Annotated in this window: 16 protein-coding genes and 1 tRNA gene; 13 read left to right on the plus strand and 4 right to left on the minus strand. The window is 70.1% G+C overall.

Annotation, left to right across the window (positions count from 1 at the left end; all coding sequences use genetic code 11):
• Window positions 1-168: 168 nt before the first annotated feature.
• Genes desA through desD form a run of 4 tightly spaced genes read left to right on the plus strand, consistent with a single transcriptional unit; the run spans window position 169 to window position 5,207 of the window.
• Complete coding sequence (gene desA, locus IE258_RS10825; RefSeq protein ID WP_189742128.1) at window positions 169-1,611, plus strand: lysine decarboxylase DesA; 1,443 nt, start codon at window positions 169-171, stop codon at window positions 1,609-1,611.
• Window positions 1,595-2,875, plus strand: a complete 1,281-nt coding sequence (locus IE258_RS10830; RefSeq protein WP_189742131.1) for a lysine N(6)-hydroxylase/L-ornithine N(5)-oxygenase family protein — start codon at window positions 1,595-1,597, stop codon at window positions 2,873-2,875. Before desA ends, IE258_RS10830 begins: the two co-directional genes overlap by 17 nt.
• On the plus strand, window positions 2,872-3,432 hold the full coding sequence (locus IE258_RS10835) for a GNAT family N-acetyltransferase (RefSeq protein ID WP_189742135.1): 561 nt from the start codon (window positions 2,872-2,874) through the stop codon (window positions 3,430-3,432). The genes IE258_RS10830 and IE258_RS10835 overlap by 4 nt, the downstream gene beginning before the upstream one ends.
• Window positions 3,429-5,207 carry a desferrioxamine E synthetase DesD gene (gene desD, locus IE258_RS10840; protein WP_189742138.1) on the plus strand — a complete coding sequence of 593 codons (1,779 nt, stop codon included), beginning with the start codon at window positions 3,429-3,431 and terminating at the stop codon, window positions 5,205-5,207. Before IE258_RS10835 ends, desD begins: the two co-directional genes overlap by 4 nt.
• Before the next feature lie 68 nt (window positions 5,208-5,275).
• On the opposite strand, the gene IE258_RS10845 is transcribed toward desD, so the two are convergent.
• Window positions 5,276-6,883 carry a beta-N-acetylhexosaminidase gene (locus IE258_RS10845; RefSeq protein ID WP_189742141.1) on the minus strand — a complete coding sequence of 536 codons (1,608 nt, stop codon included), beginning with the start codon at window positions 6,881-6,883 and terminating at the stop codon, window positions 5,276-5,278.
• A 128-nt stretch (window positions 6,884-7,011) separates the two neighbouring features.
• Here IE258_RS10845 and IE258_RS10850 point away from each other — a divergent pair, with 128 nt between their 5' ends.
• Complete coding sequence (locus tag IE258_RS10850) at window positions 7,012-7,905, plus strand: DUF4429 domain-containing protein (protein ID WP_189742144.1); 894 nt, start codon at window positions 7,012-7,014, stop codon at window positions 7,903-7,905.
• A 9-nt stretch (window positions 7,906-7,914) separates the two neighbouring features.
• Here IE258_RS10850 and IE258_RS10855 read toward each other — a convergent pair whose 3' ends face one another.
• Window positions 7,915-9,477 carry a purple acid phosphatase family protein gene (locus IE258_RS10855; protein WP_189742146.1) on the minus strand — a complete coding sequence of 521 codons (1,563 nt, stop codon included), beginning with the start codon at window positions 9,475-9,477 and terminating at the stop codon, window positions 7,915-7,917.
• Window positions 9,478-9,642: 165 nt separating this feature from the next.
• Between IE258_RS10855 and IE258_RS10860 the strand changes: the two genes are divergently transcribed.
• Together IE258_RS10860 and glmS are read left to right on the plus strand one after the other, a co-directional pair.
• Window positions 9,643-9,900 (plus strand): hypothetical protein, encoded by a 258-nt coding sequence (locus tag IE258_RS10860; RefSeq protein WP_003976012.1) that lies wholly within the window; start codon window positions 9,643-9,645, stop codon window positions 9,898-9,900.
• A 51-nt stretch (window positions 9,901-9,951) separates the two neighbouring features.
• Window positions 9,952-11,769: a glutamine--fructose-6-phosphate transaminase (isomerizing) gene (gene glmS, locus IE258_RS10865; RefSeq protein ID WP_159327803.1), complete on the plus strand. Its 1,818-nt coding sequence runs from the start codon at window positions 9,952-9,954 to the stop codon at window positions 11,767-11,769.
• 48 nt (window positions 11,770-11,817) lie between these two features.
• On the opposite strand, the gene IE258_RS10870 is transcribed toward glmS, so the two are convergent.
• Window positions 11,818-12,345, minus strand: a complete 528-nt coding sequence (locus tag IE258_RS10870) for a universal stress protein (RefSeq protein WP_127893007.1) — start codon at window positions 12,343-12,345, stop codon at window positions 11,818-11,820.
• 305 nt (window positions 12,346-12,650) lie between these two features.
• Here IE258_RS10870 and IE258_RS10875 point away from each other — a divergent pair, with 305 nt between their 5' ends.
• The 4 genes from IE258_RS10875 (at window position 12,651) to IE258_RS10890 (ending at window position 15,497) form a co-directional block, all read left to right on the plus strand.
• The gene (locus IE258_RS10875; RefSeq protein WP_164458098.1) at window positions 12,651-12,950 is read left to right on the plus strand and encodes a hypothetical protein; all 300 of its coding nucleotides are present in this window, start codon (window positions 12,651-12,653) and stop codon (window positions 12,948-12,950) included.
• Between the two features lie 386 nt (window positions 12,951-13,336).
• Complete coding sequence (locus IE258_RS10880) at window positions 13,337-14,536, plus strand: helix-turn-helix domain-containing protein (RefSeq protein WP_159327802.1); 1,200 nt, start codon at window positions 13,337-13,339, stop codon at window positions 14,534-14,536.
• A gap of 164 nt (window positions 14,537-14,700) precedes the next feature.
• Window positions 14,701-15,303 carry an oligoribonuclease gene (gene orn, locus IE258_RS10885; RefSeq protein ID WP_059300531.1) on the plus strand — a complete coding sequence of 201 codons (603 nt, stop codon included), beginning with the start codon at window positions 14,701-14,703 and terminating at the stop codon, window positions 15,301-15,303.
• A gap of 121 nt (window positions 15,304-15,424) precedes the next feature.
• A tRNA-His gene (locus IE258_RS10890) sits at window positions 15,425-15,497 on the plus strand.
• Window positions 15,498-15,619: 122 nt separating this feature from the next.
• Here IE258_RS10890 and IE258_RS10895 read toward each other — a convergent pair.
• A complete protein-coding gene (locus tag IE258_RS10895) occupies window positions 15,620-16,675 on the minus strand; it encodes a LacI family DNA-binding transcriptional regulator (RefSeq protein ID WP_159327795.1) in 1,056 nt (351 codons plus the stop codon).
• Window positions 16,676-17,039: 364 nt separating this feature from the next.
• On the opposite strand from IE258_RS10895, the gene IE258_RS10900 reads away from it, so the two are divergent.
• Window positions 17,040-18,365, plus strand: a complete 1,326-nt coding sequence (locus IE258_RS10900) for an ABC transporter substrate-binding protein (protein WP_189742149.1) — start codon at window positions 17,040-17,042, stop codon at window positions 18,363-18,365.
• A 5-nt stretch (window positions 18,366-18,370) separates the two neighbouring features.
• Entirely contained in the window at window positions 18,371-19,384 is a 1,014-nt protein-coding gene (locus IE258_RS10905) for a carbohydrate ABC transporter permease (RefSeq protein ID WP_189742657.1), read from the plus strand.
• Window positions 19,385-19,390 lie beyond the last annotated feature (6 nt).

Consider the following 19,390-nt stretch of genomic DNA (forward strand, 5'->3'; position numbering starts at 1 on the left):
CGCCACCGCGCCCCGCCCCACCCGGCCGCACGGACGGGGCGTGAGTGACAGCGGTCACCCACAGGCACGCGTTTGATCGACTCGACTTAGGTTAGGCTCACCTAAGTCGAAGCGAGGGCTCCGGCCCTCCCCACCCCTCTCGGACCGTCCCCACCGGAGGACCCCCACATGCGCTCGCACCTGCTCAACGACACCACCGCGGAGCAGTACCGCCGCTCCGTGACCGAAGGAGTCGAGCGGGTGGCCGCCAAACTCGCCACCACCGACCGTCCGTTCACCGGCGTCACGGTCGACGCCCTCTCCCCCCGCATCGACGGGATCGACCTCGACGAGCCGCTGCACGACACGGCCGCGGTCCTGGACGAGCTGGAGGACGTCTACCTCCGCGACGCCGTCTACTTCCACCACCCCCGCTACCTCGCCCACCTCAACTGCCCGGTCGTCATCCCGGCCGTGCTCGGCGAGGCGGTGCTCTCCGCCGTCAACTCCTCCCTGGACACCTGGGACCAGTCGGCCGGCGGCACGCTCATCGAGCGGAAGCTGATCGACTGGACCTGCGCCCGGATCGGCCTCGGCCCGGCGGCCGACGGCGTGTTCACCTCCGGCGGCACCCAGTCCAACCTGCAGGCGCTGCTCCTCGCCCGCGAGGAGGCGAAGGCCGAATCCTTCGCCGACCTGCGGATCTTCGCCTCCGAGGTCAGCCACTTCAGCGTCAAGAAGTCCGCGAAACTGCTCGGCCTTAGCCCCGACGCCGTCGTGTCGGTCCCGGTCGACCGCGACAAGCGGATGCAGACCGTCGCCCTCGCCCGCGAGCTGGAGCGCTGCACGCAGGACGGCCTCGTCCCCATGGCCGTCGTCGCCACCGGCGGCACCACCGACTTCGGCTCGATCGACCCGTTGCCGGAGATCGCCGGGCTGTGCGAGCAGTACGGCGTGTGGCTGCACGTCGACGCGGCCTACGGCTGCGGGCTGCTCGCCTCCCTGAAGTACCGGGACCGCATCACCGGCATCGAGCGGGCCGACTCGGTCACCGTGGACTACCACAAGTCCTTCTTCCAGCCGGTGAGTTCCTCCGCCGTGCTGGTCCGGGACGCGGCCACCCTGCGCCACGCCACCTACCACGCGGAGTACCTCAACCCGCGCCGCATGGTGCAGGAACGTATCCCCAACCAGGTGGACAAGTCCCTCCAGACCACCCGTCGCTTCGACGCCCTCAAGCTGTGGATGACGCTGCGCGTGATGGGCGCCGACGGCATCGGCGAACTCTTCGACGAGGTCTGCGACCTGGCCGCCGAGGGCTGGAAACTGCTCGCCGCCGATCCGCGCTTCGACGTCGTGGTCCAGCCGTCGCTGTCCACGCTGGTCTTCCGCTACATCCCGGCGGACGTCACCGACCCCGCCGGGATCGACCGCGCCAACCTGTACGCCCGCAAGGCCCTGTTCGCCTCCGGCGACGCCGTGGTCGCGGGCACCAAGGTGGCCGGACGCCACTACCTGAAGTTCACCCTGCTCAACCCCGAGACGACCACGGCCGACATCGCAGCCGTCCTCGACCTGATCGCCGGCCACGCCGAGCAGTACCTGGGAGACTCCCTTGACCGCGCTTCCTGAAGCCAGCGCCCCGTACGACTTCGTGGGCATCGGCCTCGGCCCCTTCAACCTCGGCCTCGCCTGCCTCACCGAGCCCATCGCCGAGCTGAACGGCGTCTTCCTGGAGTCCAAGCCGGACTTCGAGTGGCACGCCGGGATGTTCCTGGACGGCGCCCACCTCCAGACCCCGTTCATGTCGGACCTGGTGACGCTCGCCGACCCGACCTCGCCGTACTCCTTCCTCAACTACCTGAAGGAGAAGGGCCGCCTCTACTCGTTCTACATCCGGGAGAACTTCTACCCGCTGCGCGTCGAGTACGACGACTACTGCCGCTGGGCCGCGCACAAGCTGAGCAGCGTCCGCTTCTCCACCACGGTCACCGAGGTCACGTACGACGAGTGCGAGGAGCTCTACGCCGTCGCCACCACCTCAGGCGACACCTACCGCGCCCGCCGCCTCGTCCTCGGCACCGGCACCCCGCCGCACATCCCGGACGCCTGCCGGGGCCTGGCCGGCGACTTCCTCCACAACTCCCGCTACGTCCAGCACCGGGCGGAGCTGGTGAAGAAGAAGTCGATCACACTGGTCGGCAGCGGCCAGTCCGCCGCCGAGATCTACCAGGACCTGCTGGGCGAGATCGACGTCCACGGCTACCGGCTCAACTGGGTCACCCGCTCCCCGCGGTTCTTCCCCCTCGAATACACCAAACTCACCCTGGAGATGACCTCCCCGGAGTACGTGGACTACTACCACGCGCTGCCCGAGGACACCCGCTACCGCCTCACGGCCGAGCAGAAGGGCCTCTTCAAGGGCATCGACGGCGATCTGATCGACGAGATCTTCGACCTGCTCTACCAGAAGAAGATCGGCGGTCCCGTCCCCACCCGCCTGCTCACCAACTCGGCGCTGACCAGCGCCCGGTACGCGGACGGCACCTACACGCTGGGCTTCCGCCAGGAGGAACAGGGCAAGGACTTCGAGATCGAGACCGAGGGCCTGGTCCTCGCCACCGGCTACCGCTACACCGAGCCGGAGTTCCTCAAGCCCGTCCGGGACCGCCTGCGCCACGACTCCCGCGGCAACTTCGACATCGGCCGCAACTACGCCGTGGACGTCACGGGAAGCGGCGTGTTCCTGCAGAACGCGGGGGTCCACGCGCACAGCGTCACCAGCCCCGACCTGGGCATGGGCGCCTACCGCAACAGCTGCATCGTCCGGGAGCTGCTCGGACGCGAGTACTACCCGGTCGAGCAGACGATCGCGTTCCAGGAGTTCGCCGTATGAGCCGCACGAGCACCACCACCGCCACCGCCGTCGGGGCGCTGACCCTGCGCCCCGTCGACCCGCTGACCGACGCCGTACTGCTGCACGGGTGGCTCACCCACCCCAAGTCCGCGTTCTGGATGATGCAGGACGCCCGGCTGGTGGACGTCGAGCGGGCCTACATGGAGCTGGCCGCCGACGAGCACCAGCAGGCCCACCTCGGCCTGCACGACGGCGTCCCGGCCTTCCTGATGGAGCGCTACGACCCGGCCCACCGCGAGCTGGTCGGGCTGTACGAGCCCGAGCCGGGCGACGTCGGCATGCACTTCCTGGTCGCGCCGACCGACCGGCCCGTGCACGGCTTCACCCGCGCCGTGATCACCACCGTGATGACCGAGCTGTTCGCCGACCCGGCGACCCGGCGCGTCGTCGTCGAACCGGACGTCACCAACACCGCCGTCCACGCCCTGAACGCAGCCGTCGGATTCGTGCCCGAGCGCGAGATCCAGAAGCCGGAGAAGAAGGCGTTGCTGAGCTTCTGCACCCGCGAGCAGTTCGAGAAGGCGGTGTCCGCATGAGCCTCGCCGACGCCGTCGCCCACCTGTCCCCCGAACGCTGGGAGCGGGCCAACCGCCTCCTGATCCGCAAGGCGCTGGCCGAGTTCACCCACGAGCGGCTGCTGACCCCGGAGCGGGGGCCCGACGGGGACGCGTACGTCGTCCGCAGCGACGACGGTCAGACCGCGTACCGCTTCACCGCCACCGTCCGCGCCCTGGACCACTGGCAGGTGGACGCAGACTCCGTCACCCGCCATCGCGACGGCGCCGAACTGCCGCTCGCCGCGCTGGACTTCTTCGTCGAGCTGAAGCAGACCCTGGGCCTGAGCGACGAGATCCTCCCGGTCTACCTGGAGGAGATCTCCTCCACCCTCTCCGGCACCTGCTACAAGCTGACCAAGCCGCAGCTCACCTCCGCCGAGCTGGCCCGGAGCGACGACTTCCAGGCCGTCGAGACGGGCATGACCGAGGGCCACCCCTGCTTCGTCGCCAACAACGGGCGCCTCGGCTTCGGCATCCACGAGTACCTGTCGTACGCCCCCGAGACCGCGAGCCCGGTCCGGCTGGTGTGGCTGGCCGCGCACCGCTCGCGGGCGGCGTTCACGGCGGGCGTGGGCATCGAGTACGAGTCCTTCGTCCGGGACGAGCTGGGCGAGGGGACCGTCGACCGCTTCCACGGCGTGCTGCGCGGGCGCGGCCTGGACCCGGCCGACTACCTCCTCATCCCGGTCCACCCCTGGCAGTGGTGGAACAAGCTCACCGTCACCTTCGCCGCCGAGGTCGCCCGCGGGCACCTGGTCTGCCTCGGCGAGGGCGACGACGAGTACCTGGCCCAGCAGTCCATCCGCACCTTCTTCAACGCCTCGCACCCCCAGAAGCACTATGTGAAGACGGCCCTGTCCGTCCTCAACATGGGCTTCATGCGCGGTCTGTCGGCGGCGTACATGGAGGCCACCCCGGCCATCAACGACTGGCTCGCCCGGCTGATCGAGGGCGACCCGGTGCTGAAGGAGACGGGGCTGAGCATCATCCGGGAGCGGGCGGCCGTCGGCTACCGGCACCTGGAGTACGAGCGGGCCACCGACCGCTACTCGCCGTACCGCAAGATGCTGGCGGCGTTGTGGCGGGAGAGCCCCGTGCCGTCCCTCCGGGACGGGGAGACGCTCGCCACCATGGCCTCCCTGGTCCACGTGGACCACGAGGGCGCCTCCTTCGCGGGCGCGCTGATCGAGCGGTCGGGGCTCACGTCCACCGAGTGGCTGCGGCACTACCTGCGGGCCTACTACGTTCCGCTGCTGCACAGCTTCTACGCCTACGACCTGGTGTACATGCCGCACGGCGAGAACGTGATCCTGGTGCTGGAGGACGGGGTGGTGCGGCGGGCGATCTACAAGGACATCGCCGAGGAGATCGCGGTGATGGACCCGGACGCGGTGCTGCCGCCGGAGGTCGCCCGGATCGCGGTGGACGTGCCGGACGACAAGAAGCTCCTGTCGATCTTCACGGACGTCTTCGACTGCTTCTTCCGCTTCCTGGCCGCGAACCTGGCGGACGAGGGGATCGTCACGGAGGACGCCTTCTGGCGGACGGTCGCCGAGGTCACCCGGGAGTACCAGGAGTCGGTGCCGGAGCTGGCCGACAAGTTCGACCGGTACGACATGTTCGCGCCCGAGTTCGCGCTGTCCTGCCTCAACCGGCTCCAGCTGCGCGACAACCGGCAGATGGTGGACCTGGCCGACCCGTCCGGCGCGCTCCAGCTCGTCGGCAACCTGAGGAACCCCCTGGCAGGCCGGTAGCCACCGGCCCCACGGACGGGCGGGCACCCCGGAGACGGTCCTCCGGGGTGCCCGTCGTGCCGTCCGGATCAGGTCCAGGGCACCTGCGGCGAGTGGTAGTAGTCGATCCCCATCGCCTCCCAGCGCGGTGCCTGTTCGGCGAGCCGCACCTTGTAGGTGTCCCAGTCGTGCGTCGACGCCGGGGACCAGCCCAGCTCGGCGACGCCCGGCAGCCTCGGGAAGGCCATGAAGTCCAGCTGGTCCGGGTCGGACAGGGTCTCCGTCCACAGCGGGGCCTCGACCCCGCGGACCGCCTCGGCCGGGGCGCCCGGCAGATAGGCGGCCGGGTCCCAGTCGTAGGACCGCTGCACCTCGACGTAGCCCGCCCAGGACAGGCCCAGCGGGGTGTCCTTGGTGTACTTCATGTCCAGGTACGTCCGGTCGGCCGGGGAGAGGATCAGCCCGGTGCCGTTCCTGGCGGCCTCGGCGACCTCGGCCTTCTCGGCGTCGCTGGTGCGGTCCAGGCCCCAGTACTGGACGAGCGCGCCCTCGACCGGTTCGGCGCCGGCCAGCTGGTGCCAGCCGACGACCGTCTTGCCGTACTTGCCGACGATCGGCTGCACCCGCTTCATGAACGCCACGAAGTCGGCCTTGGGCGTGGAGTGCGCCTCGTCGCCGCCGATGTGCAGATAGCGGCCGGGGGTGAGCGCGGCGAGTTCGCCGAGGACGTCGTCCACGAAGTCGTAGGTGACGTCCTTGTCCACGCACAGCGTGCTGAAGCCGACCTTGGTGCCGGTGTAGAGCGGGGGTGCCACGCCGTCGCAGTTCAGCTCGGCGTAGGAGGCGAGGGCGGCGTTGGTGTGGCCGGGCATGTCGATCTCGGGCACGACCTCCAGGTGGCGGGATGCCGCGTAGCGGACGATCTCCTTGTAGTCCGCCTTGGTGTAGTAGCCGCCGGGTCCGCCGCCGACCTCGGTGGAGCCGCCGTAGGTCGCCAGGCGCGGCCAGGAGTCGATGGCGAGGCGCCAGCCCTGGTCGTCGCTGATGTGCAGGTGGAGCTTGTTGTACTTGTACAGGGCGACGCGGTCGATGTAGCGCTTGACCTCGTCGACGCCGAAGAAGTGCCGGGAGACGTCGAGCATGGCGCTGCGCCAGGCGTAGCGCGGGGTGTCCTCGATGGTGCCGCCCGCGACCAGCCAGGGGCCGGGCTGCGCGGAGTCCTTCTCGACGGCGGCGGGCAGCAGCTGACGCAGGGTCTGGACGCCGTGGAAGAGCCCGGCGGCCTTGCGGGCGGTGATGGTGACGCCCCTGCGTCCGCTGTCCAGGCGGTAGCCCTCGTCGCCGTACGGGCCCTCGGCCAGGCGCAGTCGTATGCCGCCGTGGCCGTGGGAGGTGACGGGGAGCCGGTAGCCGGTGGCGGGCCGCAGCAGGTCGGCGAGGTAGTCGCCGACGCGGCGGGCCTCACGGGAGTCGTCCACCCGGATGTGGGTGCCGCCGGTGATGCGGTACGGGTTTCCGCCGGGGTCGACCGAGGCGGGGGCCGGGATCACCCGGTCCAGGGGGGTCGGTTCCGCGGCTGTTTTCCGGACCGGGGCGGCGCCGGTGGTCATGGCGCCGACCGCCGCCACCAGCAGCAGCGATCCCAGCAGCCGGGTGATGCGGGGAGTCGTTCTGTGGTGCCGTCGATGAGGTCTCACGTGCGCTCCCTTCGCGAGGCGTGCAATCAGAGGCGTGCAATCAGGGGTTCGGGGACGGGGGTTGAGGACGGGTGTGGACCACTCTCCCGCACCATCACCGCCCACGGGAGCGATGAAACAATCCCCGCATGGCGGAAATCATCCAGAAGGACGGCACCTGGGTCTTCGACGGCGACGCCCTGCGGTTGACACCCGGGCGGGACAAGAACGTCAGTCTGCTCCGCAGGGAACTGGGTGAACTGCTCGTACCCCTCGCGGCGTTGGCGGGCATATCGTTCGAGCAGGGGAAGAAGTCGGGGCGGCTCAGGCTGCGGCTGCGGGACGGCGCCGACCCGTTGCTGCACGCGGCGGGCGGCCGGCTGACCGAGCCGCACGACCCGTACCAGCTCCTCGTGGAGTCCGCACGGTACGGGGTGGCCGAGTACTTCGTGGACGAGGTGCGCAACGCGCTGCTCCTCGACCAGGTCCCGTCCGGCCCGGTGGACGCCTACCTGCTGCCGGGTCCCTCGGTGCCGCTGTCGGTGTCGGCCGGGGACGGCATCGCGCACTTCGACGGCGAGCAGGTGCGCCTGGAGTGGAAGTGGCAGGCGGAGGACGCCAAGTCGGCCGCCGGTCCGCGCACCCTGCCCCTCGCGGACATCGTCGCGGTGGAGTGGCAGCCGTCGGTCGGCCTGGAGAACGGCCACCTGCGCTTCACCGTGCGGGCGGCGCCGGGCAAGGTGCCGCCGAAGTACGACCCCAACGCGGTGGAGCTGTGGGGCTTCAAGCGGGACCCGCTGATGGCCCTGGTGGCCGCGGCCGTACAGGCCCGCCTCCTGCACCCGGCCGCCCGCGCGGCCCTGGAGGAGGCCCGCGCGGCCGACGAGCCCTCCGCACCCGCGCCCGCCCCCGCACCGGCCGCCGAGGACGACCACGACGCGCTGCTGCGCCGGCTGCGGGAGCTGGGCGAACTGCACCGCTCCGGGGTGCTGACGGACGAGGAGTTCACCCTGGCGAAGCAGGCGGTGCTGAAAAGGATGTGAGCGGCCGTCCTACCGGGCCCGGCGCGCCACCGTGAAGTGGTCGACCGTCTCCCCCGTCTCCGCGATGCCCCGCACCTTCAGGGTCGCCAGCCGGCCCCGGGATGCGGGCGTCACGTCCACGCGCAGGAAGGAGTAGTCGAGATAGCGGACGCGGGACCAGGCGACGTCCTCGCTCTGCCGCCCGCCGTCGACGCACACGAAGGAGGACACCGACTCGACGTCCTTCTCGTGACCCTGGTAGCTCTGCTCGGCGCTGAACGCGTACAGGCTCTTGCCGGCCGCGCCCGCCGTGACGTAGACGACGCCGTCGGTCTCGGGGTGGGCGGTGCCGCCGATCGGCAGCTCCTTGGCGACCTCGCCGCCCTTGATGACGTCGGTGCGCTCGTAGACGTGGTTGTGCCCGTTGATCACCAGGTCGACGGTGTACTTCTCGAACAGCGGCACCCACTCGTCGCGGACACCGCCCTCGGAGGCGTGCGCGGTGGAGGTGCAGTAGGCGCAGTGGTGGAAGAAGACGACGACGAAGTCGATGTCCCGGTCGGCCCGGTACTTCTTCAGCTGCCGCTCCAGCCAGCGGGTCTGGGTGCCGCCGGAGATGCCCAGGTTGGCGGGGATCTCGAAGGAGATGTCGTTGGCGTCGAGGGAGATGACGGCGGTGTTGCCGTGCACGAAGGAGTAGACGCCGGGGAGGTGGTCGGCGTCGGGGCCGTTGTCGGGCAGCTCCCAGCGGGCCCGTTCGCCGCCGTAGCCGTTGGGCGAGTACCAGGCCTCCATGTCGTGGTTGCCGTACGCCACCATCCACGGGACCTGCTTGGCGACCGACTCGGTCTGGTACAGGAACTGGTCCCACACCCGCGAGTCGAAGCCGGTGTCGGAGGTCTTGCCCTGTCCGGCCGGGTCGCCGTAGGCGATGTCGCCGGCGTGCAGGTGGAAGGCCGGGTTCTGGGCGAGGATCAGGGCGTCGTTGGCGAGGCCGTGGTAGCTGACGCCCTGGTCGCCGAAGGCGGTGAAGGTGAACGGCTCGGAGCGCGCGGGCGCGGTGGTGAAGGTGCCGAGGGTGCCCGCGAGGTGGGGCTCGGCCGGGTCGAAGCCGGCGTGGCCGACCCCGTAGTAGTAGGTGCGGCCGGGCTTGAGGCGGGTCAGCCTGGCGTGCAGGTAGTACTGCGTGTGGTCGCCGCTCGCACCGACGCCGGCCGGGGTGTGCAGCGGGCGCGGCTCGGCGTCGATCCTGTGGGAGAGGTCCCAGGGGTGGGTGCCGACGCGGATGAACGGCTTGTTCACGGCGACCGGCACCTGCCAGGAGACGGTCATCTCGGTGCGCGGGTCGTTGCCGTAGGCGAGGTGGCGGCCGAAGGGGGCGACCAGGGCGCCGTCGACCGTGTCGGTCCCGCCGGGCCGCCGGTTCGGGGTGGCGGCCCGCGCGGTGGCGCCCGGCACGAACGCGCCGCCCGCGACGGCGCCCAGCGTGACCGCGCCGCCCCTGATCATCGTGCGCCGCGAGAACCTGGCGCGCAGGTACTCGTGCTGCTCGGCCATGCTCATGCGGCCGGCCAGCGGTTCGGGAACGCCCATGCGAGGAATGTCCATGGCGTCTGAAACTCGTCTCCTCAGGCAACGAGATCCCGGACGCCAGATGGACAGGTCGCGAACAGCCCCTCATGAGAGTTTCAACAGTCACCTGCCCGGAATCGGGCAGGATTCTTGCGCAGCGAACTCCCGTACCCCAGGATCTACCGGGTGCACGACGAACTCGTTGATCATCTGACGCGGTCCACCCCCCTGAGCCGGGGCGAGGCACTGCGCGTGGTCCAGGACGTGCTCGCCTACTTCGACGAGACGACCGAGGAATACGTCCGTCGCCGCCACCGCGAGCTCCAGGCCCAGGGCCTGGTGAACGCGACGATCTTCGAACGGATCGAGGCGGAACTGAAATACCGGGCGGTCGCACCCCCGGAGCTGTCGCTCCGTCAGCTGCGCCGCATCGTCTACGGCTGAGAGGCCGGCCACGGCCGAGAGGCCGAAGAAAGACACGAGGTTTACGTATACATGTGCGGAATCGTCGGATACATCGGCAAGCGTGACGTCGCGCCCCTGCTCCTGGAGGGCCTGCAGCGCCTGGAGTACCGCGGGTACGACTCGGCGGGCATCGTCGTGACCTCCCCTAAGGCAGCCGGCCTCAGGATGGTCAAGGCCAAGGGCCGGGTGCGCGACCTGGAGGCCAAGGTCCCGGCGCGCTTCAAGGGCACCACCGGCATCGCCCACACCCGCTGGGCCACCCACGGCGCCCCCTCCGACGTGAACGCCCACCCGCACATGTCGGCCGACAACAAGGTCGCCGTCGTCCACAACGGCATCATCGACAACGCCGCCGACCTGCGCCGCAAGCTGGAGGCGGACGGCGTCGAGTTCCTCTCCGAGACCGACACCGAGGTCCTCGTCCACCTCATCGCCCGCTCCGAGGGCGTCAAGCTGGAGGACAAGGTCCGCGAGACCCTGCGGGTCATCGAGGGCACGTACGGCATCGCCGTGATGCACGCCGACTTCCCCGAGCGCATCGTCGTCGCCCGCAACGGCTCGCCGGTCGTCCTCGGCATCGGCGAGAAGGAGATGTTCGTCGCCTCGGACATCGCCGCGCTGGTCGCCCACACCCGGCAGATAGTCACGCTCGACGACGGCGAGATGGCCACCCTCAAGGCCGACGACTTCCGCACCTACACCACCGAGGGCACCCGCACCACGTCGGAGCCCACCACCGTGGAGTGGGAGGCCGCCTCCTACGACATGGGCGGCCACGACACCTACATGCACAAGGAGATCCACGAGCAGGCCGAGGCCGTGGACCGCGTGCTGCGCGGCCGGATCGACGACCGCTTCTCCACCGTGCACCTCGGCGGCCTCAACCTGGACGCCCGCGACGCGCGCGCCGTGCGCCGCGTGAAGATCCTGGGCTGCGGCACCTCGTACCACGCGGGCCAGATCGGCGCCCAGATGATCGAGGAGCTGGCCCGCATCCCCGCGGACGCCGAGCCCGCCTCCGAGTTCCGCTACCGCAACGCGGTCGTCGACCCCGACACCCTGTACATCGCCGTCTCCCAGTCCGGCGAGACCTACGACGTGCTCGCCGCCGTACAGGAGCTGAAGCGCAAGGGCGCCCGGGTCCTCGGCATCGTCAACGTCGTGGGCTCGGCGATCGCCCGCGAGGCCGACGGCGGCATGTACGTGCACGCCGGCCCCGAGGTCTGCGTCGTGTCCACCAAGTGCTTCACCAACACCTGCGTCGCCTTCGCGCTGCTCGCCCTGCACCTGGGCCGCACCCGCGACCTCTCCGTCCGCGACGGCAAGCGCATCATCGAGGGGCTGCGCAAGCTGCCCGCGCAGATCGAGGAGATGCTGAAGCAGGAGGAGGACGTCAAGAAGCTGGCCGCGCAGTACGCCGACGCCCGCTCGATGCTCTTCATCGGCCGCGTCCGGGGCTACCCGGTCGCCCGCGAGGCCTCCCTGAAGCTGAAGGAGGTCTCCTACATCCACGCCGAGGCATACCCGGCCTCCGAGCTGAAGCACGGCCCGCTCGCCCTGATCGAGCCGGCCCTGCCGACGGTCGCGATCGTGCCGGACGACGACCTGCTGGAGAAGAACCGCGCGGCCCTGGAGGAGATCAAGGCCCGCAGCGGTCAGATCCTCGCCGTGGCCCACCAGGAGCAGGAGAAGGCCGACCACACGATCGTCGTCCCGAAGAACGAGGACGAGCTGGACCCGATCCTCATGGGCATCCCGCTCCAGCTCCTCGCGTACCACACGGCCCTGGCCCTGGGCCGGGACATCGACAAGCCCCGCAACCTCGCCAAGTCGGTGACGGTGGAGTAGCAGCCGGGCCGTTCGCGGCCCAGTCGTTCGCGGCCCGTGGGTGGATCGTCAGGGAATGACCACCACGGGCCGCTTCGCCCGCTTGGCGAGCCGGCCGGCGACGGAGCCGAAGAGGCGGCCGACCAGGCCGTGGCTGGAGCCGACGACGATGGCGTCCGCCTCGTACTCCCGCCCCACCTCCTCGAGTTCGTGGCAGATGTCGCCGCCGCGCTCGACCAGGATCCAGGACACCTCGGCGAGGTAGTCCGCACACGCCAGCTCCAGACCGAGCACCTCGGTGCGGTGGTCGGGCACGTCGACGAAGACCGGGGGTTCGCAGCCGGCCCACACCGTGGTGGGCAGCCGGTTGGCGACATGCACGATGACCAGGCCGGAACCGAGCCTGGAGGCCATGCCGATGGCGTAGGCGAGGGCGCGCTCGCTGGAGGTGGAGCCGTCGAAGCCGACGACGACGCCGTGCTTGAAGGCTGGGTCGCACGACTGGCGTGGCTCGTCGGCCGCCAGGGGCTCGGCCGCCGTAGGTTCGGCGACGGGCCGCTTGCGGTCCGCGGGTTCGAAGAATTCGTGACCGGCCATGGCTGTCTCGGCGTTTTTATCCTCTATGGGGGACAACAGTGTGCGGCGGAGCTGTGTCCGGTGTGTGTGTCCGGGAATGGTCTTCCCAACCCCATACCCCCAAGGGTACGGCGGCACGCCTCCTTCGCCCAGATCCCGCGGAGGCTCCCCGCGGGATTCACCGGAGCATGCCCGAGAGGGCGCCCGTAACGCAATGGTTGCTGCTCTGTACAGGCGGTTTGCACAGGATTCAACTGTCCGTGACCGGTCGTGACCGACACGCCGTCCGGGCGTTGATCTCCATGCCGCCACCCCAGGGAGCACCCGTGCCAGGACCGCACCGCCGCGCCGAACCGACGTCCGGTCCGTCCGACCGGGACGGCGTCACCGATCTCGTCCGCTGGGCGGCTTTCAGCTGCTTCCTCGTCCCCGTCGCGCTCCTCTGGTACGGCGCCTCGTTCGCGGGCGCCGCCGGCACGGCCCTGGGGCTGGCCGCCGTGACCGGCGTGTGCCGGCTGCTGCTGCGGCGTTCCGAGCGTGTCGCGGCCCGGCCGCGGGCTCGCAGGGGTGGACGGCAGGCTCACAGGGGCGGGCGGCACACTGGGGAAAACACACCGGTCGACTGACCGGTTTCCGCGCACAGTTCCGCTTCTTTTCAGCCAACTTCCGCGGGTGGCGCATCCGCACCCCTCACCACCCCCAAACCCCCGTTCCACCTGCACGGAAAGGGTCTCGGGACCCCCTCGCACCCTACGTGGATTGGCCACTGACACAAGGCGCACTTCCCAGGGGCGCCCCGGAGTGCAACGCTTCGTGATCGACTGCTTCACGCCAAGTTGCCATGTCGACAATGTCCCAAGTGCCGAACCAGCCACCTCGGCGCGGCGGGACACAGTAGATTCGATCTTGACCGTCTACGGCGGGGGACTCGTGCAGGACCGAGGGGAAACGTGTTGGAGCGACAGACCCGAAGGGTGAAGGGCGCCGCGACCACCGAGGGGGGCTTAGCAGTATGAGCCACGACTCCGCTGCCGCGCCGGAAGCCGCGGCCCGGAAGCTTTCCGGGCGACGCCGCAAGGAGATCGTCGCGGTGCTGCTGTTCAGCGGCGGCCCCATCTTCGAGAGTTCCATACCGCTGTCGGTGTTCGGGATCGACCGCCAGGACGCCGGCGTGCCGCGTTACCGGTTGCTGGTGTGCGCCGGCGAGGAGGGCCCGCTGCGGACCACGGGCGGCCTGGAACTCACCGCGCCGCAGGGGCTGGAGGCGATCTCGCGCGCGGGCACGGTCGTCGTGCCGGCCTGGCGTTCGATCACCTCGCCGCCCCCCGAGGAGGCGCTCGACGCACTGCGCCGGGCGCACGAGGAGGGTGCCCGCATAGTCGGACTGTGCACGGGCGCCTTCGTCCTCGCGGCGGCCGGCCTGCTGGACGGCCGCCCCGCCACCACGCACTGGATGTACGCGCCGACGCTGGCCAAGCGCTATCCGTCGGTGCACGTCGACCCGCGCGAACTCTTCGTGGACGACGGCGACGTGCTGACGTCCGCGGGCACCGCGGCCGGGATCGACCTGTGCCTGCACATCGTGCGCACGGACCACGGCAACGAGGCGGCCGGTGCGCTGGCCCGCCGACTGGTGGTCCCCCCGCGCCGCAGCGGCGGCCAGGAGCGCTACCTCGACAGGTCTTTACCGGAGGAGATCGGCGCCGACCCGCTCGCCGAGGTCGTCGCCTGGGCGCTGGAGCACCTCCACGAGCAGTTCGACGTGGAGACGCTGGCCGCGCGCGCCTACATGAGCCGCCGCACCTTCGACCGCAGGTTCCGCTCACTGACGGGCAGCGCCCCGCTGCAGTGGCTGATCACCCAACGGGTGCTCCAGGCGCAGCGGCTCCTGGAGACGTCGGACTACTCGGTGGACGAGGTCGCGGGCCGCTGCGGCTTCCGCTCGCCGGTCGCCCTGCGCGGCCACTTCCGCCGCCAGCTGGGCTCGTCCCCGGCCGCCTACCGGGCGGCCTACCGGGCCCGCCGCCCCCAGGGCGACCGCCAGCCCGACCCGGACACCGCCACCGCGGGAGCCCCCCGACCCCTGCCCCCGTCCGACCCGCCGACCGCCCTCCCCCCGGAGAACGCGGTCCCGTTCCAGACCCGCCGCACCGCCACCCCGATGCCGGCGGGCGCGGCCGGCGTCCCGGGCCAGCGCAGCGCGGCACCGTGAAATGAAGTGACACTCGAAACGCCGGACGGGCTGTCTCAGCCCGTCCGGCGTTTGAGGACGAGGCCCGTTCAGGGCCGAAGCGGGGTTCGGGGGCGGTAGCCCCCGTGACGCCCGCACCGACACCGGGGACCAAATAAACAGGCGCCCACCGTAAAGTGGCCCGCATGAACGATCGCATGGTGTGGATCGACTGCGAGATGACCGGCCTCTCGCTGTCCGACGACGCGCTCATCGAGGTTGCCGCCCTCGTCACCGACTCCGAGCTGAACATCCTCGGCGAGGGCGTCGACATCGTCATCCGCCCGCCGGACCGGGCCCTGGAGACGATGCCTGAGGTGGTGCGCGAGATGCACACCGCGTCGGGGCTGCTCGCGGAGCTGGACGGCGGCACGACCCTGGCGGACGCCGAGGCCCAGGTCCTGGCCTATGTGCGGGAGCACGTGAAGGAGCCGGGCAAGGCCCCGCTGTGCGGCAACTCGGTCGGCACCGACCGCGGCTTCCTGCTGCGGGACATGGCGACGCTGGAGGGCTACCTCCACTACCGGATCGTCGACGTCTCCTCGATCAAGGAGCTGGCCCGCCGCTGGTACCCGCGGGCGTACTTCAACAGCCCCGAGAAGAACGGCAACCACCGGGCGCTCGCCGACATCCGCGAGTCCATCGCCGAACTGCGCTACTACCGGGAGGCGGTCTTCGTCCCGCAGCCCGGCCCCGACTCCGACACGGCCAGGGCGATCGCCGCGAAGCACGTCGTATCCGCCGGTTAGGGGGTACGGCCCGCCGGGCGGCGGCGTCCGGAAAGCCGGGCGCGAGCACCCCTTCGGACCCTGTACACTTTTTCTCAGCCGGTCGGGAAACCCGCCACGCGGGATTCGAGCACCGGCCTTGGTGGGTGTAGCTCAGTTGGTAGAGCACCTGGTTGTGGTCCAGGTGGCCGCGGGTTCAAGTCCCGTCACTCACCCTGAGTAATCAGCCGGTGGCTCTCGCGAGAGTCACCGGCTGATTGCGTGAGAGCACTCTCCACGCGCGCACGGGAGCCCGACCGGGACCGCGCACACCCGGCGCGCGGCCCCGCGTACGGCCTCAGGACGACCTGCGCTCCACCAGCTCCGTCGCCAGTACCACCTGGTGCCGTTCCAGGCCCCGCGAGGCGGCCGGGCGGCGGTCGGCGATCTCGGTCAGCAGCAGGTCGATCATCGCGCGGCCCATCTCCTCGATGGGCTGGCGCACGCTGGTGAGCGGCGGCTCCATGTGGCGGGCGATGGCCGAGTCGTCGTAGCCGACCAGCGCCACGTCGTCCGGGATGCGCCGGCCCGCCTCGCGCAGGACCTGGCCGGCGCCCGCCGCGGTGACGTCGGAGGCGGCGAAGACCGCGTCGATGTCGGGGTGGCGGCGCAGCAGTTCCGCCATCGCGCGGCGCCCGCCGTCCTCGGTGAAGTCGCCCGGCTCGATCAGCGCCTCGTCCACCTCGTGGCCCGCCTCCCGCAGGGCGTCGCGGTAGCCGTCGACGCGTCGCTGGGCGCCGTAGACGGCGAGGTGGCCGGTGATGTGGGCGATACGGCCGCGGCCCCGGCCCAGCAGGTGCTCGACGGCCGACCGGGCGCCGCCGTAGTTGTCCGAGTCCACGGACGCCAGCGGTTCCGCGGCCGAGCGCGGGCCGCTGATCACCGCGGGAATCTCCAGCTGGGTCAGCAGGTCGGGCAGCGGGTCGTCGGCGTGCACCGAGACCAGCAGGACGCCGTCCACCCGGTGCGCCGCGAGGTACTGGGCGAGCCGCTCCCGCTCCCGGTCGCTGCCCGCGAATATCAGCAGGAGCTGCATCTCGGTGTCGGACAGCTCCGAGCCGACGCCCTTGAGCATGTCCGAGAAGTACGGCTCCGCGAAGAACCGCGTCTCCGGCTCCGGCACCACGAGGGCGATCGCGTCGGTGCGGTTGGCCGCCAGCGCACGGGCCGCCGTGTTCGGGACATAACCGAGTTCCGCGACCGCCGCCTCGACGGCCGCCCGGGTCGCGTCGCTGACCCGCGGCGAGCCGTTGATCACGCGGGAGACCGTGCCGCGGCCGACGCCCGCGCGGGCCGCCACCTCTTCGAGGGTGGGCCGGCCACCGCTCCGACCACGCACTCCGTGGCTTGCCATCGGCTCCGCCTCCCGTCGTCACCCCCGCACTCTGCGGCTGGCCTGGAATTTAACAGGCCGGTCGGGTGTAATGACCGACTCCGGCCCCTCCCCCGCGGTACGGGAGTGTCTCGGCGTCGCTCGCAATGTCCAGTTAACAGGCCGATAACTGAACGCAATTCGTCGCGTCCGTTCCCTTGACACCCCCGCCCGGACCGACGACTCTTCAACACATCACTTGTGGGAGCGCTCCCACACTACCTGGCACTTACACATCCCGCACGTTCCCCGCCCGAGCCGCAGCGACGAACGAAACACATGAAGCAGCGGGTCCAACCATGTAGTTGGCCGGGGGGTCGGCACGTCAGGGCAACAGGAGGACGCAATGCGAGCAGCACGCAGAGGATCGGCCCGCAAGGTGGTGGTCATGGCGGCCATCGCGTCGCTGGGCGCCGGGCTGCTGGCCGGCTGTGCCGACGACGGGAACGACGAGGACAGCTCGTCGTCGGGCGACAGCAGCGGCAAGACCACGATCACCCTCGGCCTCTTCGGGACGATGGGCTTCAAGCAGGCCGGACTCTACGAGGAGTACGAGAAGCTCAACCCGGACATCAACATCGAGGAGAACGTCACCGAGCGGAACGAGAACTACTACCCCGCTCTGGTCAACCACCTCACCACCAACAGCGGTCTCCAGGACGTGCAGGCGATCGAGGTCGGCAACATCGCCGAGGTCGTCGCCACCCAGGCGGACAAGTTCGAGGACATGTCCAAGGCCGAGGGCGTCAAGAAGGACAACTGGCTGGACTGGAAGTGGCAGCAGGCCACCACCAAGGACGGCGCCACGATAGGTCTCGGCACGGACATCGGCCCGATGGCCATCTGCTACCGCAAGGACCTCTTCGAGAAGGCGGGCCTGCCGACGGACCGCGACGAGGTCTCCAAGCTGTGGGCCGGCGACTGGAAGAAGTTCGTCGAGGTCGGCGAGCAGTACAAGAAGGGTGCCGGCAAGGACACCTACTTCATGGACTCCCCCGGCGGCCTGATCAACGCCATCCTCAGCAGTGAGAAGGAGAAGTTCTACGACGCGTCCGGCGAGGTCATCTACAAGACCAACCCGGCCGTGAAGGCGGCCTTCGACCTGACCGCCGACGCCGCCGAGAAGGGCCTGGTCCAGTCGCAGACCCAGTTCCAGCCGGCCTGGGACCAGACAGTCGCCAACAGCCTGTTCGCCACCGTGGCCTGCCCGCCGTGGATGCTCGGCACCATCAAGGAGAAGTCGAACCCGGAGTCCGCCGGCAAGTGGGACGTGGCCCAGGCCCCGAAGTCCGGCAACTGGGGCGGCACCTTCCTCGGCGTGCCCAAGAGCGGCAAGCACGTGAAGGAGGCCCAGAAGCTGATCACCTGGCTGACGGCCCCCGAGCAGCAGGCAAAGCTCTTCTCCGTGATGGCCAGCTTCCCGAGCGCCCCCTCGACGTACACGATGCCCGAGGTGACCGGCGGCAAGAACGAGATGACCGGTGACGCTCCGATCGGCAAGGCCTTCGCCAAGGCCGCCGAGGAGATCCCGACCCAGGTGATCGGCCCGAAGGACCAGATCGTCCAGCAGGGTCTGACCGACAACGGCGTCATCCTCGTCACCCAGGGCAAGTCCGCCAAGGAAGCCTGGGACAACGCCGTGAAGACCATCGACAACAACCTGGAGAAGTGACCGGAATGACCACCCGGCACGACACCGCCGCGTCCCCCGTCAAGGGGGGCGCGGCCCCGGGCCGCCCGCCCGGCGGCAGGGCGTCCGCGGAGGCGGACCGCAAAAAGCGGGCCAAGCTCTCCCGCCGCTGGCAGCGGGACATGCGCTGGAGCCCGTACGCGTTCGTCTCGCCGTTCTTCCTGCTGTTCCTCGCCTTCGGCCTGTTCCCGCTGATCTACACCGGCTGGGCCTCGCTGCACACGGTGGAGCTGACCGCGCCCACCGACATGAAGTGGACGGGCCTGGACAACTACACCCGGATCTTCGACGACGAGTTCTTCTGGAACGCCGCGAAGAACACGCTGTGGATCGGCGTCATCTCCACGGTGCCGCAGCTGCTGATGGCGATGGGCCTGGCGCACATCCTCAACTACAAGCTGCGTGCCTCGACCTTCTACCGGGTCGTGATGCTGGCGCCGTACGCGACGTCCATCGCCGCGGCCTCGCTGGTCTTCGTGCTGCTCTTCGGCCGCGACTACGGCATGATCAACTGGGTCCTCGACATGGTGGGCCTGGACAAGATCGACTGGCAGAACGGCTCGTGGTCGTCCAAGTTCGCCGTGTCCACGATCGTCATCTGGCGCTGGACCGGCTACAACGCGCTGATCTACCTGGCCGCGATGCAGGCGATCCCGCAGGACCTGTACGAGTCGGCGGCACTGGACGGCGCCAACCGCTGGCGGCAGTTCATCCACGTCACCCTGCCCTCGCTGCGCCCGACGATCCTGTTCACGGTCGTCGTGTCGACCATCGGCGCCTCGCAGGTCTTCGGCGAGCCGCTGCTCTTCGACGCCAACAAGGGCGCCTCGGGCGGCTCCCAGCACCAGTTCCAGACGCTCGGCCTGTACCTGTACGAGCAGGGCTGGGTCAACCAGCACCTGGGCCGCGCCTCCGCGATCGCCTGGGCGATGTTCCTGATCCTGATCGTGATCGGGATCCTCAACGCCGTCATCTCGCGCCGGCTGCGCGCCAGTAGTTAAGGAGAA

Origin of the sequence: Streptomyces tendae (assembly GCF_014650435.1) — a bacterium.
GTDB lineage: Bacteria > Actinomycetota > Actinomycetes > Streptomycetales > Streptomycetaceae > Streptomyces > Streptomyces tendae.

Bases quoted from the DNA above. Each gene is read 5' to 3' on its own strand.
- glmS (WP_159327803.1), top strand. From the start codon at position 9,952: ATGTGCGGAATCGTCGGATACATCGGCAAGCGTGACGTCGCGCCCCTG.
- IE258_RS10835 (WP_189742135.1), top strand. From the start codon at position 2,872: ATGAGCCGCACGAGCACCACCACCGCCACCGCCGTCGGGGCGCTGACC.
- IE258_RS10850 (WP_189742144.1), top strand. From the start codon at position 7,012: ATGGCGGAAATCATCCAGAAGGACGGCACCTGGGTCTTCGACGGCGAC.
- IE258_RS10900 (WP_189742149.1), top strand. From the start codon at position 17,040: ATGCGAGCAGCACGCAGAGGATCGGCCCGCAAGGTGGTGGTCATGGCG.
- IE258_RS10855 (WP_189742146.1), bottom strand. From the start codon at position 9,477: ATGGGCGTTCCCGAACCGCTGGCCGGCCGCATGAGCATGGCCGAGCAG.
- IE258_RS10895 (WP_159327795.1), bottom strand. From the start codon at position 16,675: ATGGCAAGCCACGGAGTGCGTGGTCGGAGCGGTGGCCGGCCCACCCTC.
- IE258_RS10870 (WP_127893007.1), bottom strand. From the start codon at position 12,345: ATGGCCGGTCACGAATTCTTCGAACCCGCGGACCGCAAGCGGCCCGTC.
- desA (WP_189742128.1), top strand. From the start codon at position 169: ATGCGCTCGCACCTGCTCAACGACACCACCGCGGAGCAGTACCGCCGC.
- IE258_RS10905 (WP_189742657.1), top strand. From the start codon at position 18,371: ATGACCACCCGGCACGACACCGCCGCGTCCCCCGTCAAGGGGGGCGCG.
- desD (WP_189742138.1), top strand. From the start codon at position 3,429: ATGAGCCTCGCCGACGCCGTCGCCCACCTGTCCCCCGAACGCTGGGAG.
- IE258_RS10880 (WP_159327802.1), top strand. From the start codon at position 13,337: ATGAGCCACGACTCCGCTGCCGCGCCGGAAGCCGCGGCCCGGAAGCTT.
- orn (WP_059300531.1), top strand. From the start codon at position 14,701: ATGAACGATCGCATGGTGTGGATCGACTGCGAGATGACCGGCCTCTCG.